The organism is Streptomyces sp. R44 (assembly GCF_041053105.1).
In the GTDB taxonomy this organism is placed as follows: domain Bacteria; phylum Actinomycetota; class Actinomycetes; order Streptomycetales; family Streptomycetaceae; genus Streptomyces.
On sequence record NZ_CP163444.1, the window covers coordinates 5,779,886 to 5,794,298 of the forward strand.

A 14,413-nucleotide genomic window follows, 5' to 3' on the forward strand; every position below is an offset into this window, starting at 1 on the left:
CCGGTGGCGTGGGGCGGTGCCAGCGCGTACGACACCTCGAAGCCGCCCGCCGCGTGCCACAGCTCACCGACCGTGTGGACCACCACGGCGGTCAGGAGCAGGACGACCGCCACCGCGACCGGCGTCCCCGCGGACAGCGAGACGAGGGCGCAGGAGACGAGGAAGGCCGCTCCGGCGCGCCGGTAGGCGCGGCCGCCGGCCCGGGGCGAGTCGACGCCGCGGCTCGCCCGCACCTGGAGGCCGACGACGAGGACCGTGTTGGCGAGCATGGTGCCGGAGACGAGCCAGTGCGGGGCGGTGGTGGATCCCACGAGCCAGAGCGGGATCGCGACCGTGAGCACCTTGAACTGGATCGCCATGATGCCGTCGAGCGCGGTGAGCGCCAGGTACGGCCGGTCCCGCAGCGCGATCCAGCGCGGGCCGCGGGCCGCGGGGGCGGGCGCGACGGGCGGCAGCAGGAACAGGACGGCGGCGGAGGCGGCGAACGCGCAGGCGTTCCCGGCGACGAGGACCTGGTAGGCGCCGAGCGTGCCGACCTGCACCGCCCAGCCCGCGAGGAGCGCGCCCAGGGAGATGCCGACATTGGTCACGGCCCGCAGATAGGCGCGGAACTCCTGCGGTCTGCCGCCTCCATGGTGCCGGATGAGCGGCGCCCGGGCGGCGAGACCGGCCGCCTTGGCGCCGGTGGCCGTGGAGACGGCGAGGACGAACGGCCAGAAGCTGTCGGCGAGGACGAAGGCCGCCGTGGCGACCGCCTGCACCGCCAGCGTGGTCACGTAGACCCCGCGCGCCCCGCGCCGGTCCGCGAGGTGGCCGACGGCGATCCCCACGGCCAGCGAGAGGAGCCCGGCGATGCCGAGCCCGAGCCCCACGGTGGCGGCCGGGAGGCGCACGGCCTGGGTGAAGTACAGGACGCCGGCGGTCAGGAAGAGCCCGCTGCCGACGGCGTTGACGAAGTTGGAGGCGGCGAGCGCGCGCTGGGGCCGGGTTTCCGGCAGCAGTCTGGGCATGACGGGGCTCCGTGTCCGGGACAGGCGATCGGCCATCAGTAAGGACCCGTCAAGCTTGTTGCATATTACGTGCAGGAGCAAGAGGCATGCGGAAAGCGGGAGTTAGGGGGCGGTGGTTCAGCTCTTGTCGTACCCCTCGTCCGCGCCGTCCTTCGCTCCCGCCGGCAGCACGGGCGGCGTGTACGCCTCCAGGGCCTTCCCTCCCGGATCGGGCCGTACGGCTCCGAGCAGCGGGTTCGCCGCGAGCGGCGAGACCTTCACCTTCGCGCCCGGGCGCGGCGCCTGCACCACCAGGCCCCCGCCCAGATAGAGGGCCACATGGGTCGCGCCCGGGAAGTAGACCACCAGGTCGCCGGGGCGGAGCTCGGCGAGCGGCACCCGGGGCAGCGTCGCCCACTGCTCCTGGCTGGTCCTCGGCAGCTCCCGGCCCGCCGCCGCCCAGGCCTGCTGCGTCAGCCCCGAGCAGTCGTACGCCTCCGGGCCCTCCGCCCCCCACTCGTACGGCTTGCCGATCTGCCCCACCGCGAAGCGCAGCGCCTCCGCGCCCGCCCGGGACGGGGTGCGCGCGCTGTCCAGGACGCCGGAGTCGAGCAGCTCGCGCTGCGCCCCGGCGGTCTGGACGTGTTCGAGCGCGGTCAGCCGGGCCAGCTGCTCCGGCGACAGGGCGGCGAGCAGCTTCTCGACCTCGGACAGCTTGGCCCGCACCTCGTCGCGCCGTTTGCGCTGCGCGGCCGCGAGCCCCTGCTGCCGGTCCAGGGCCTTGCGGGAGGCGCTCGCGAGGCTGCCCGCCTGCCGCTCCGCGCTGGCGAGCCGGGTGACGGCCGTGGCCCGGTCGCGGGCGGCGCGGTCCATCAGATGCCCCTCGTCCAGGGCCGACTGGGGGTCCGCGGCGAAGAGCAGCCGCAGGTACGAGGGGTACGCGGAGAGCACCGACCTGCCCTGGTACTGGTCCCGGGCGATCCGGCCGGCCGCGGCACGGCCCTGCGCCAGGGCGGTGCGGGCGGCGGTGAGCCGGGCGGTGACCTTCTTGGTGTCGGCGGCCTGGAGCTTCAGCTTCTCCTCGACGGCGTTGTACCGCTCGGTCGCCTCCTCGGCCTGCTGGTAGAGCGTCCGCAGCCGCGTGAGCAGCGCGCCGACGGAGTCCCCGCCGGGGGGTGGGAGCGCGGAGGCGTCGTCGTCCTCGACGGGGGGCGCGGACGGCGCCTTCGGGACGGAAGGGCCGACGGGGTCGACGGCGTCGCCGGGGTCGGCGGCCGCCGGCGGGTCGGCGGGCGGGTCCGGGGCGGCGCCCGCCGCCGGGAGCACCCCCGTGAGCGCCGTCGCCGCGGCGAGCGCCCCCGTGCAGACCGTGCGCAGCAGCCTTCGCGACACGTCATCACCTCCACGGGGATGATGACGGGTCACTTCATCTGATTACCGTACGAATCGGGGCGCGCCCTTTCCTGTCACCCGTTCGGCTCCGTCGAAGGCTTCTGCGTCGGCTTCGACCACGGCCACTTCAGCTCCCGCCGCTCCCGCCCCTCGGGCGCGTACACGTACACCCAGCCGCGCTGCAGCCCGAGCCGCTTCGTGTAGCCCGAAGGCTCGCGCCGGTACGTGTGCAGGGTCGGCGGGTGCCCGTCGTGCGCCGGGACCGGGATCTCGTACCACTTCGGAGGGTGGCCGGTCGGGCCGACCAGGATCGGCAGGGCCCGGCCGTCGAGGGGGCCGCCACGGAAGGGGGTGTTCTCGCTTCTCACCCCCACAGTCTCTCCCGGCCCACCGCCTCACAGCAGGTGGGCCGCCTCGCCCACCACCGGGATCACCCGTCGGGCGAGCCTCGCCACCGGCCCCTCGGGGGTCTCCTGCGCGAGCAGTCGCCTCACGACCTCCGCCGTCTCCTCGTCGCTCGCCGTGGTCGCCGCGAGCAGCGCGACGAGGTGGTCGACGAGCCAGTCCCGCAGCTCCCGCGCCGGCGGCTGCTTCTCCTCGTCCAGCCAGATGAGCGAGGCGGCCTCGACGGCGGCGATCCACGTCCGGACGAGCAGGCCGAGCCGGGGCCCCGGCCGCTCCACCCCGAGGTGGACGAGGATCTGCTCGGCGGCGGCCCGCCGCACCTCGTCCACGATCGCGGAGGTCCGGGAGGTCCCGGCGACGCTGCCGCCCCGCAGCAGCGCGCTGAACCCGGCGTCGTGCTCGTCGACGAAGGCCAGATAGCGGTCGAGCACCCGGCCGAGCCGCTCGGTCGGAGGGCCGACCGGAGGCTCGGTGAAGCAGCGGTTCAGGGCGTCGGCGGAGGAGCGCAGGGCCACCTCGTACAACTGCTGCTTGCCGCCGGGGAAGTAGCGGTAGACGAGGGGCCGCGAGACGCCCGCCGCCTCGGCGACGTCGTCGAGCGAGACGTCCTCGGGCGCCCGGTGGGCGAAGAGCTCCTGGGCGGTCTCCAGGAGCTGCCCGCGCCGCTCCTCGACGCTGAGCCTGCGGTACGCGGGGGTGGCGGCGCTCGTCATGAACCGCAGCGTAACCGCGGAGCGGCTCCCTCGGGGCCGGCAGCCCGAGGACCGGGGCACGGCCCGGGCGGCCCGCACCCCTTGCCGTTTCCTGAGGCTCGCCCCGTCGGGGGAGCGGCGTCGGCAATGCCATCAATCCCTCGCGTCCGACTTGTTGACGATCCGTCTACCAACGTGTGAGCCTGCTGGAAACGGACGGAAGGAGTCGTCAGTGTCGACGCACGACCTCTATGTTCACGCCCCCGCCGGACCCGTCTGGGAGGTCCCCGCCACCGGCGCCGCCCGCTTCTCCTGGGACTACGACGACGGCCGCGAGCGCCTCCTCGCCCTCTACCAGAAGGGCAAGGACAAGCAGTGGGACGGCGCCACCCGGATCGACTGGGGCATCGAGGTCGACCCGTACGACCCGCTCGGCACCCCCGACGAGGTCCTCACCCTCCACGGCACCCGCCACTGGGCGAAGATGACCGAGAAGGACAAGGGCGACCTGCGCCGGCACTACGCCTCCTGGCAGTTCAGCCAGTTCCTCCACGGTGAGCAGGGGGCCATGATCTGCGCCGCGCGGATCGTGGAGTCCGTCCCCGACCTGGACGCCAAGTTCTACTCGGCCACCCAGACCATGGACGAGGCCCGGCACGCCGAGATCTACGGCCGCTTCCTCCACGAGAAGATCGGGATGCTGTACCCGATCAACGACAACCTCAAGGGCCTCCTCGACGACACCCTGCGCGACTCCCGCTGGGACATGCCCTACCTCGGCATGCAGGTGCTCATCGAAGGCCTCGCCCTCGCCGCCTTCGGCATGATCCGCGACACCACCGACAAGCCGCTGCCCAAGCAGATCCTCGCGTACGTGATGCAGGACGAGGCCCGGCACGTCGCCTTCGGCCGGATGGCGCTGCGCGACTACTACAAGCAGCTGACGGACGCGGAGCTCCGCGAGCGCGAGGAGTTCGTCATCGAGGGCTGCTACCTGATGCGCGACCGGCTGCGCGGGGTGGAGGTCCTGGAGAACTTCGGCATCCCGAAGAAGGAGGCGGAGGAGCTCAGCGAGCAGAGCGAGTTCCTGCACCTCTTCCGCAAGCTCCTCTTCAGCCGGATCGTCCCCTGCGTCAAGGACATCGGCCTCTGGGGCGAACGCCTCCAGAAGGCCTACCTGGACATGGGCGTCTTCGACCTCGGCGACTCCAACCTGGACCTGCTGATGAGCCAGGACGAGGAGATCGCGGAGGCCCTGGACCGCGAGCGCTTCGCGGCGGAGGAGGCCGAGCGGGTCGCCGAGGTGGAGGCCGCGATCGAGGAGGGGGCGGCGGAGGTGTCGTAGCCGTGACGTAGCGTGCTCGTCATGACCATGCCGCCGCCCTCGCCGAGCCAGCCGCCCCACCACCCGTACGGCGGGCCCGTACCGCCCCCGCAGCAGCCCGGCGCGTTCGGCGCTCCGCAGGGACCCCCGCCGCAGGGATACCCCCCGCAGGGCGGCGTCCCGCCGCAGTACCCCGGGCCGGGCAGGGGAGCGTGGGGGCAGCCGCCCATGGGGCCGCCGCCGAAGAAGAAGCTGTCGGCCGGGGCGAGTCGGCATCGTCGTCGGCTCCCTGGTCGTGGTCGGCGGCATCGGTTACGGGGTCAAGGCCGGCCTCGACGGCGTCACCGGTCCCTTCCCCGAGGCGACGCACAAGCTGGTCGTCCCGCAGACCTTCCTCGGCGGCGAGTTCACCCTCGTCTCCGACCTCTCCGACACCCAGGGCAAGGAGATCGAGGACACCCCCGACTTCACCGTGAAGGACGCGAAGGCGGCCGTCGGGCAGTACAGCGGCAAGGACGGCTCCGTCCTCGTGCTCTCCGGGCTGTACGGGCAGATCAAGAACCCCGGCACCACCCGCTCGTCCATCCTCAAGGGGGCCGCCACGGACAAGGGCTCCACGCTCGTCGTCAAGCCCACGGACTTCACACCCGCCGGGTACGACGTGACCGTCAGCTGCCAGGTCACCACGTCGAAGGACGGACTCAGCACGACGACGCTGCCCATGTGCGCCTGGGGCGACGAGAACACCGCCGCCGCCATCGCCCTCGTCGGCGCCGGGGAAGCCACGGCCGACCCCAAGGACATCGACCTGGCCGGACTCGCGGAGAAGACGGCCAAGATCCGCGCGGAGATCCGCAAGCCGATCGGCTGACGGCGGCGGCTGCGGGATCCGGGATATTGGCTACGGGATGAGGGATCCGGGATCCGGGACATTGGATCCGGGATCCAGGATCCGGGACATTGGATCCGGGACATTGGATCCGGGATCCAGGATCCGGGACATTGGATCCGGCACATTGGATCCGGGATCCAGGATCCGGGACATTGGATCCGGCACATTGCATCCGGCATCCGGGATCCAGGACATTGGATCCAGGACATTGGATCCGGGATCCGCATAGTGGATCCAGCATGCGGATCCACTATCCCGGCTACGGATTCCGCGCCTCCGCCTCCAGCCGCAGCGCCTCCTCCATCACCGCCTTCGCGACCGGCGCCGCGCTGCCGCCGCCGCTGATGTCCGTACGGGAGGCCTCCGCGTCCTCGACGACGACCGCCACCGCGACCGCCGGCTGGGCCGCGTCGTCCGCCTGGGCCCAGGCGATGAACCAGGCATAGGGGGTGCCCGTGTTGCCGAAGCCGTGCTGGGCGGTGCCCGTCTTGCCGCCGACCCGCGCTCCGGGGATCGCCGCGTTCGTCCCCGTGCCCTCCTCCACGGCCCGCACCATCAGCCGCTGGAGCTGCATCGCCGTCGAAGGGTTCATCGCCTGCCGGTAGCCGCGGCGGCCCGTGCGGTCCACGGTCGTGCCGCCGGAGGTCGTCGTCCGGTCGACGAGGTGAGGGTGGGCGATCTCCCCGTTGTTGGCGACGGCCGCCGCCACCATCGCCATCTGGAGCGGGGTCGCCGTCGTGTCGAACTGCCCGATGGACGACAGGGCCAGCTGGTCCGGGCTCATCTCCCGGTCGAAGTTGGACTTGGCCACCCAGGACGGCACGCGCAGCCCCGTGTCGTTGAAGCCGAACCGTTCGACCGCGTCGACCATCCCCGTGAGCCCCACCTGCACCCCGAGCCCGGCCATCACGGTGTTGCAGGACCACTGGATCGCGTATGCGAGGGAGGCGTTGCCGCAGCCCGTGGCCTCGTTCGGCAGCACCTGCCGGGTGCCGGGCAGTACGAAGGGGTCCGGGGTGTCCGTCGGCGCCTCCACGTCCCGGACCACCCCGGCGTCCAGGGCCGCAGCGGCGGTCACGATCTTGAAGGTGGAGCCCGGCGGGTACGTCTGCCGCAGCGCCCGGTTCAGCATCGGCTGGTTCGGCGAGGTGTTCAGGCGCCGCCAGGCGTCCTTGACCTTCTGGCCCGTCCCGGAGAGGACCCCCGGGTCGTACGAGGGGGAGCTGACGAGCGCCAGGATCCGGCCGCTGGACGGCTCGACCGCCACGACCGCGCCCCGCTTCCCGTCGAGCCCCCGGAAGGCCGCCTCCTGCATGGAGGCGCGGATCGTGGTCACCACGTCGCCGCCGGGCTGCCGGCCCCGGGTGAGGTCGTTCCACAGGGGCAGCGGCGCCAGCATCGGGTCGGTGCCGGAGAGGATGTCGTCCTCGGCGTGCTCGACGAGCGTCGTGCCGTACGTCTGGGAGGCGTAGCCGGTCACCGGCGCGTACAACGGCCCCTGCTTGTAGGTCCGTTCCCAGCGCAGCTGCTGTCCGCTGTCGCGGGAGCCGGTCACCGGCTTCCCGTCGACGACGATCTCGCCGCGCTGCTTCGCGTACCGGTCGATCGCGATCCGCCGGTTGGCCGGGTTGTCGTCGAGGGACTCGGCCTCGAAGACCATCACGCGCGCGGCGTTGACGAGCAGCGCGACGAGCAGGATCAGACAGAGGGCGGCGGCTCTGCGGATGTACCGGATCACCGGGGAGCCACCTTCACCGGCTCCCCGGCGTCCGCGCCGTCCGGCTGGGGCGCGCGGGCCGAGTCGCTGACCCGGATGAGCAGCGCGACGATCACCCAGTTGGTCACCACGGACGAACCTCCCTGCGCCAGGAACGGCATGGCCATGCCGGTCAGCGGGATCAGCCCCATCACCCCGCCCGCGATCACGAAGACCTGGAGCGCCACGATCGAGGCGAGGCCGATCGCGAGCAGTCGCCCGAAGGGGTCGCGCAGCGAGAGGCCGGCGCGGTAGCCGCGGGCGACGAGCAGCGCGTACAGCAGGAAGAGCGCGGTGAGGCCGACGAGCCCCAGCTCCTCGCCGGCCGTCGCAAGGATGAAGTCGGACTTGGTGGCGAAGCCGATGAGGACGGAATGGCCGAGGCCGAGCCCGGTGCCGAGCATCCCGCCGGCGGCGAAGGCGAAGAGCGACTGGGCGAGTTGCCCGGGGCCCTCGCCCGCCCGGATCGAGGCGAAGGGGTCGAGCCAGTCCTGCACACGGCTGTGGACGTGGGGTTCGAGCGAGCCGACGAGGAAGGCGCCGGCGGAGGCCAGGACGAGCCCGACCGCGATCCAGCCGGTCCGGCCGGTCGCCACGTACAGCATGATCACGAAGAGGCCGAAGAACAGCAGCGAGGTGCCCAGGTCCCGTTCCAGGACGAGCACGCCGACGCTCAGCAGCCAGATCGCCACGATCGGCCCGAGGACCCGCCCGGTCGGGAACTGGAACTTCCAGATCCGGCGGCCGGTGTACGCGAGCGCGTTGCGGTTGGCGGCGAGGTACGCGGCGAAGAAGACCGCGAGCAGGATCTTGGCGAACTCCCCCGGCTGGAAGGAGAGGCCGCCGATCCGGATCCAGATCTTGGCGCCGTTCACCGCCGGGAAGAAGATCGGCAGGATCATCAGGCCGAGCGCGGCGGCCACCGACACGTACGCGTACCCCTGCAGCGACCGATGGTCGCGGAGCAGCAGCACGACCACGATGAAGAGCGCCACCCCGAGCGTCGACCAGACCAGCTGCGTCGCCGCCGCCTGGTCCTTCGGCGTCTCCAGGTCGAGGCGGTAGATCAGGACCAGGCCGAGGCCGTTGAGCAGGACCGCGATCGGCAGCAGCAGCGGATCGGCGTAGGGGGCGCGGAAGCGGACCGCGAGGTGGGCGACGAGCGCGAGCCCGCCGAGGCCGGCCCCGTAGCGGGCGGCGTCGGGCGGCACGGCGCCGCTGCGGGCGAGGCCGACCTCCGCGTAGCCGAGGACGGAGATCAGGACCGCGCCGATCAGGAGCGACAGCTCCACGCCGCGCCGCTTCGGGGCACGGATGCCGGGCGGGGGTGCGTCCGGGCTCCGTGGTGCGGTCATGGCCGCAACGTAGCAAGCGGTATGCCCTATGTCCCTTTTGTGTGACGGTGTGCCGTCACCCCTCCGTATCGGGCGGGGCGAGCCGTACGTACTCCGGCAGCCGCAGCCGGGCCTCGGCACCCCCGTCCGGCGTGGCGCCGAAGACCAGCTCGGCGCCGATCACCCCCGCCTGCCCGACCGCGATCGTCAGCCCGAGCCCGTGCCCCTTGCCGCCGCTCTCGGTACGGAACCGCTGCGGCCCCGACTCCAGGAGGTACGCCGGATAGCCCGGCCCGTGGTCCCGTACGGACACCACCGGCCCGTCCACCGTCACCACCACCGGCGGCGCCCCGTGCTTGTGCGCGTTCGCCACCAGATTGCCGAGCACCCGCTCCACCCGCCGGCGGTCCGTCTCCACCGTTGCGTCCCGGACGATCCGGACCTCCGTGTCCGTGCCCGAGGCGCGCACCACCCGCTCGGCGAGCGGCCCGAGCTCGTGCACCGCCAGGTCCACGGTCTCGGTGCGGGCGTCGAGCCGCGAGATCTCCAGGAGGTCCTCGGTGAGGCCGCGCATCGCCCGCACCCTGTCCCGTACGAGCTCCGAGGGCCGCCCCTCCGGCAGCAGTTCGGCCGCGGCCGAGAGGCCCGTCAGCGGGGTCCGCAGCTCGTGCGCCACATCGGCGGTGAACCGCTGCTCGGTCTGCAGCTTCCGCTGGAGCGAGGAGGCCATCGTGTCGAGCGCCCCCGAGACCGTGGCAACCTCGTCCTGCGGCCGCGTGGGGTCCTTCGTGCGGGGGTCGTCCACGCGCGCGTCGAGGTCGCCGGCGCTGATCCGGCGGGCCACCTGGGCCGTCAGATGGAGCCGGCGGGTGACCCGGGTGACGGCGAAGGCGCCGACGAGCAGGGTCGCGCCGATCGCCAGGACGGAGGAGCCGAGGATCGAGCGGTCGAGCGCGTCGATCGTCTCGGCGCTCTGGGTGTAGTCGAGGCGTACGGCCAGGGCGCGACCGTCCGCGGGTCCCGCCGCCCACATCGTCGGCCGGCCCTCGTACTCCGTGACCATCGTCCCGTGCTCGCCGCCCACGGCGAGCGCCCGCAGCGAGGCCGGGAGTCCGGGCGGATCCACCCCGGCGAACCGGGGGAGCGGCTCGCCCGCCTCGTAGAGCCCGCTGACCTCGGTGAGCCGCGTCAGGGCCTTGTCCCGGGAGTCGCTCACGGTCTGGCCGGTCACCGAGGCGTGGACGAGGACGCCGAGCAGCGCGGCGAGGGCGCAGCACATCACCCCGATGAAGACCGCGGCCTTCCAGGTGAGCGTCGCGGTCCAGGCGGGCCGCCGGGGGGCCCTCACGGCGCGGCCTCCGCGGGGAGGGGTACGGGCCTCACGGCGTCGCCTCCGGGGGTACGGGCGCGGGGGTGTCGGTCGGTGTCGGGGTCGGGCTCACCAGGTGCGGCGCGGGCACCGTCGAGGGGCCCGTGCCGGGCGGCTTCACCCGGACGATCTCGTCCCGGGTGGGCAGCATGCTGCGCTGCTGTTCGTCCCAGGTCCAGGCGGTCCGGTACTCGTACCCGGGGATGCCGGCCGAGCCGACGCGCAGGATCAGGTCCCGGCCGGCCAGCTCCACGCTGATGACCTGGTCGACGGTGGACATGATCCGGGTCAGGCCGCCGTTCTCGGCGAGGTAGACCCGCACGCCGACCTGCTGGTCCGGCATCCGGATCCCGACGATGAGCTCGTCCCGGCCGTTGCCGGTGAGGTCGCGGTAGTACGGCCGCAGGACCGGACAGCCGGCCGGCGCCGTGCCGCAGGCCTCGATCGCGCGGGCGGTCTGCTCGTACAGGCCGTCCGCGCCGGTGTACGTGTCGGGGTGGGCGCGCACCTCGGCGCGGACCACCGCCACCGGGTCGAGGGAGTGGACGTCGTTGTCGGCGACCTCGATGCCGGGGACGCGCTGGGTGTCGGACTCGCCGTAGTCCATCGGCGGGTTCGTGGCGGGCGGCAGATCGGGCCAGAGCCGGACGGGCCCCACGGCGGTGGGCGTGGGCCCGGCGCTCTTGAGCCCGCCCTCGCGGCCGTCGCAGCCGGTGAGCACGAGCGCGAGTGCGAGAACGAGCGCGCCCAGAACGCCCACTCCGTGCGGTCTCACGCTGCTTCTGCTCCTCGATCGGTGGGGGTCGGCTCCCTGTAGACCTTATGCGGAGTGAAGTCCTTTTTGTCTCTTCATCGGACGATCTCGGGTGACCGGGGCCTCTGACCGGCCTGGAAGACCCACCGCTCAACCCCTGGAAGACCTCCTGCTCCATCCCCGGAAGCCCCCCCGCTACGTCCCTAGAAGACTCCCCGCTCCATCCGGGCCAGCGCCGCCCGGCACAGGGTCAGCAGCTTCTCGTCGAGATGGATGTCATGGGAGCCGGAACCGTCCTCCCGGGCGTTGTGACGGCGTCTGCGGGTCAGCTCCGTGAGGATCACCAGCTGCGCGCCCGAGGCCGCGGGACCCATCTCCGCCAGGCACTCCGCGATGTCCACGCGCGCGTGCCGGTTCTCCTCCCAGGCCGCCAGCAGCACCGGCAGCGACGCCGACGACTCGCCGGACACCCGCCACAGCGCCGCGGCGCTGCGGACCCGCACCCACAGGTCCCGTGCGACCAGACCCGGCAGGAGGGCGGGGGCCGCCTCGGCCGCCGCAGGGCCGATCTCGCCGAGGACCTGCGCGGCGGCGCACCAGTCCCCGCTCGGTGCGCCGGGCCGCAGCCACCGCTCCAGGGCGGGGAGCACGTCACCCCGGTCGCCCTCGGCCGCCCACAGCGCCCGGGCCGCCGCCGTGGCCACCGCGGCCGACTCCGCGGACAGGAGCTCCCGCACGTCCGGCACGGCCTCCCCGGCGGCGGGCCCGAAGGCCGCGAGCGTCCGCAGGGCGGCCTCCCTGACCCAGTCGCGCCGGTTCGCCGGCGCCCCGCGCAGCACCCGCAGCACCTCCGGCAGGGCCTGGCCGCCCCGCACGGCCGCCAGGGCGTACAGCAGCGGCGCCGCCCGGTCGTACAGCCGCTCGTCGAGCTCGACCTCCGCGAGCCTGCGCCGGAGCAGCGGGGCGAGCATCGCCGCCGAGGGCCCGAGCCCGTCCATGGCGTACAGCAGCTCGCGCCGCACCTCGGGCTCGTCCAGGGCCCGCGCGAGCAGCGGCACCGCGCGCGTGTCCCCGGCGCGGGCCAGCGCGAGCAGCGCCCCGTCCCGCCCGGACCGCCCGACGAAGCCCTGGACCGAGGGGGCGGCGCCCGGCCCCGCGGCGAGGCGGGCCGCCAGTGCGTCGGCGGCGGGCGCGCCCAGCTCGAAGAGCCGCTCCAGGAAGGACGTGGCCGCCTCGCGGAGCCGCGGCTCGGGATCCTGGAGCTGCGCGCCGACGAGCCGGACGACCTCCTCGTACCGCCCGCGCCAGACCCGTATCAAACCGCCGCACAACCAGATCGCGTCCGAGCGCTGCCCCCAGTCCGGGCTGCGCAGCTGCGCGAGGATCAGCGCGATCCGGTCGTCGACCCGGTCGTCCAGCGCGGCGTGCAGGGTCCGCAGCAGCTCCTCCGTCCACGGCGCGGGCCGGCCGGCGGCATGCTCCTCCAGGAGCTCGCGGACCTGCCCGATCAGCGTCGGCGTCGCGGCCCGCTCCGTGCCGGGGGAGGCCTGCCGGTTCGCCGAGGTCCTGATCTCCTCCAGCAGCCCCGTCACCCACGGCACCACGTCGTCCGGGATGTCGGCGGGCGCGCAGCGCGCCCGCTGGGCGAGTGCCGCGAGCCGCAGCCCGGGGTCGTGGGCGGCGCGGGCGAGCCAGCCGAGCCAGTCGACGGTCTCGGTGCGCAGCGAGGCGTGCCGCAGGGCGATCCGCCCGACGGCGGCCACCAGGGCGAGCCGCACCTCGGTGTCCCGCTCGACGGTGAGCCGCTCCCGCAGCAGGTTCAGCACCCGGGCGGGCTCGGGGTGAAGCGAGGCGAGCGCGCACGGCGCGGCGAGCCGCACCTCGGGGTCGGGATCGGAGACGAGCCCGAGGAAGACGTCGGCACCGGCGGCGATGGCGGCGGCCGCCATCGCGTAGTTGGCGGCGGGGATGAACTCCTCGTCGTCGGAGCCGAATTCGTCCAGTTCCTCGTCGTCGTCATCGAGCTCGATCCCCCCGATGCTGGTGAGCAGCTCGACGATGCAGCCCCGGTCCTGGACACCGGGGTCGGCGACGAGTTCGAGCAGGAAGGGGATGCAGGCCAGCGTGGAGTCGTAGACGTCGCCCTGGTGGTGGACCGCGCCGTACATGCCGTCGAGTGCGGTCTCCCGCTCGGCGGGGTCGGCGGAGGCGAGTCCGCGGAGCAGCTCCGGCACGTCGTCCGCGGGGCCGTACGCGTGCCCCAGCGAGGCCCAGTCGACCTCCTCGATCCCCGTCAGCATTGCCAGGCCGCCTTCCCCGTGAGCGCTGTGCCAGGCAGCAAGTGTGCACCACAGGAGGGACAACAAGGCCGAACCGGCGACACCTGCCGCGCCCGGAGCGCCTGTTGCGACCTCTTTGCGCCATGTACGGTACGGAGCAAGGCAGTTGCGCTCGGTGTCCGAACGGGGGACACGCCGAGAGGGTTGACGGGGGTGGTCCCCCCGGCCCGTGGAGACGGCCCCTAGCCCTCCGACCGCACGCGGACGAACGCCGCCGTCTCGTGCCGCCCCGCGACCTGACGCAGCTCGACCGGGAGCGGCGGGTCGACCCGGCGCACCGGCCCGTGCTCCGGGTCCTCCACGAGGGGCCCCGCGCGCCCGCCCGCCAGCTCGCCGACCTGACGCGACTGCGCCGGGGTCAGCCGGGGCGAGGTGGTCAGGATGCGGCCGTCGGGGAGCCGTACGACCAGGGCGCGGGGCCGCTCCGGCGGCCCGACGAGGCCGAGCAGCAGGGCGTCGCTCGTGTCGGCGTGCCGGATCTTGCGCCACTCCCAGGTCGAGCCCGCCCGGTAGGCCGAGCCGAGCCGCTTCGCGACGACCCCCTCGACGCCCGCCTCCCGCAGGTCGCGGAACCAGCCCCGCGCGGTCTCCTCGTCCGACGTCGCCAGGACCCGCTGGAGCGGCGGCTCGGCCTCCCGCAGCGCCGCGCCGAGCAGCTCCCACCGGTCGCGGAGCGGCAGCGCCCGCACGTCACGGCCGGGGACGGCGAGCAGGTCGAAGGCGACGTACGAGACGGGCACCCCGGTCCGTACCCGGTCGGCGTGCGTGCGGAGCAGGTCGGTGAAGCTCAGCCGGCCGTCCCGATAGGCGCACAGCTCGCCGTCCAGGACGATCCCCGGCGGCAGCTGCTCGCGCAGGTGCGCTGCGATGTCGGGGAACTCCGGCGCGAGGTCCCGGCGGGAGCGGGACTGCAGGACGACCTTCCCGCCGTCGAGGACGAAGGCGAGCGCGCGGAACCCGTCGAGCTTGAGGGAGTACTGGAGCTCCCGGGGCGGCTCCGCCTGTGCGGGGATCTCGTCGGCGGCCCGGGGCCGCATGGGGTCGACGGGCGGAAGCAGCACGACGGCTCCGGGCCCGGGCTCCGGGTTCACGGCCGGGCTCCCGCCCGCCAGGGGGGCCCGCTCGCGGCGCTTCCCGCGGCCCGCTGGGCCCGATAGACGGCACTTC

The 14,413-nt window shown here is 73.7% G+C and carries 11 protein-coding genes and 2 pseudogenes; 3 read left to right on the top strand and 10 right to left on the bottom strand.

Going from position 1 to position 14,413, the window contains the following annotated elements; genetic code table 11:
* Positions 1–101 precede the first annotated feature (101 nt).
* The 4 genes and pseudogenes from AB5J54_RS27050 to AB5J54_RS27065 all read right to left on the bottom strand — a co-directional run.
* A pseudogene (locus tag AB5J54_RS27050) lies at positions 102–1,046 on the bottom strand (MFS transporter); the annotation flags it as partial.
* Between the two features lie 81 nt (positions 1,047–1,127).
* Positions 1,128–2,381, bottom strand: a complete 1,254-nt coding sequence (locus tag AB5J54_RS27055) for an NlpC/P60 family protein (RefSeq protein WP_369146502.1) — start codon at positions 2,379–2,381, stop codon at positions 1,128–1,130.
* Between the two features lie 74 nt (positions 2,382–2,455).
* Positions 2,456–2,749 (bottom strand): hypothetical protein, encoded by a 294-nt coding sequence (locus AB5J54_RS27060; RefSeq protein ID WP_369146503.1) that lies wholly within the window; start codon positions 2,747–2,749, stop codon positions 2,456–2,458.
* A gap of 27 nt (positions 2,750–2,776) precedes the next feature.
* Positions 2,777–3,499, bottom strand: a complete 723-nt coding sequence (locus tag AB5J54_RS27065; protein WP_369146504.1) for a TetR/AcrR family transcriptional regulator — start codon at positions 3,497–3,499, stop codon at positions 2,777–2,779.
* Between the two features lie 38 nt (positions 3,500–3,537).
* Between AB5J54_RS27065 and AB5J54_RS27070 the strand changes: the two are divergent.
* The 3 genes and pseudogenes from AB5J54_RS27070 to AB5J54_RS27080 all read left to right on the top strand — a co-directional run.
* Positions 3,538–3,594: pseudogene (locus tag AB5J54_RS27070) on the top strand (phage DNA packaging protein J); the annotation flags it as partial.
* A gap of 116 nt (positions 3,595–3,710) precedes the next feature.
* Positions 3,711–4,823: a ferritin-like domain-containing protein gene (locus tag AB5J54_RS27075; RefSeq protein WP_369146505.1), complete on the top strand. Its 1,113-nt coding sequence runs from the start codon at positions 3,711–3,713 to the stop codon at positions 4,821–4,823.
* 274 nt (positions 4,824–5,097) lie between these two features.
* Positions 5,098–5,673, top strand: coding sequence for a hypothetical protein (locus AB5J54_RS27080; RefSeq protein ID WP_369146506.1), 576 nt, complete (start codon positions 5,098–5,100; stop codon positions 5,671–5,673).
* Positions 5,674–5,953: 280 nt separating this feature from the next.
* Here AB5J54_RS27080 and AB5J54_RS27085 read toward each other — a convergent pair whose 3' ends face one another.
* The 6 genes from AB5J54_RS27085 to AB5J54_RS27110 all read right to left on the bottom strand — a co-directional run bounded on the left by AB5J54_RS27085 (position 5,954) and on the right by AB5J54_RS27110 (position 14,337).
* Positions 5,954–7,432 (bottom strand): penicillin-binding transpeptidase domain-containing protein, encoded by a 1,479-nt coding sequence (locus AB5J54_RS27085; RefSeq protein WP_369146507.1) that lies wholly within the window; start codon positions 7,430–7,432, stop codon positions 5,954–5,956.
* Positions 7,429–8,805: an FtsW/RodA/SpoVE family cell cycle protein gene (locus tag AB5J54_RS27090; protein WP_369146508.1), complete on the bottom strand. Its 1,377-nt coding sequence runs from the start codon at positions 8,803–8,805 to the stop codon at positions 7,429–7,431. Before AB5J54_RS27090 ends, AB5J54_RS27085 begins: the two co-directional genes overlap by 4 nt.
* A 55-nt stretch (positions 8,806–8,860) precedes the next feature.
* Positions 8,861–10,132 (bottom strand): ATP-binding protein, encoded by a 1,272-nt coding sequence (locus tag AB5J54_RS27095; RefSeq protein ID WP_369146509.1) that lies wholly within the window; start codon positions 10,130–10,132, stop codon positions 8,861–8,863.
* A gap of 31 nt (positions 10,133–10,163) precedes the next feature.
* On the bottom strand, positions 10,164–10,928 hold the full coding sequence (locus AB5J54_RS27100) for a hypothetical protein (protein WP_369146510.1): 765 nt from the start codon (positions 10,926–10,928) through the stop codon (positions 10,164–10,166).
* Between the two features lie 182 nt (positions 10,929–11,110).
* Positions 11,111–13,207 (bottom strand): PBS lyase, encoded by a 2,097-nt coding sequence (locus AB5J54_RS27105; protein ID WP_369146511.1) that lies wholly within the window; start codon positions 13,205–13,207, stop codon positions 11,111–11,113.
* Positions 13,208–13,428: 221 nt separating this feature from the next.
* Complete coding sequence (locus AB5J54_RS27110) at positions 13,429–14,337, bottom strand: DNA ligase (protein ID WP_369146512.1); 909 nt, start codon at positions 14,335–14,337, stop codon at positions 13,429–13,431.
* Between the last annotated feature and the right edge of the window lie 76 nt (positions 14,338–14,413).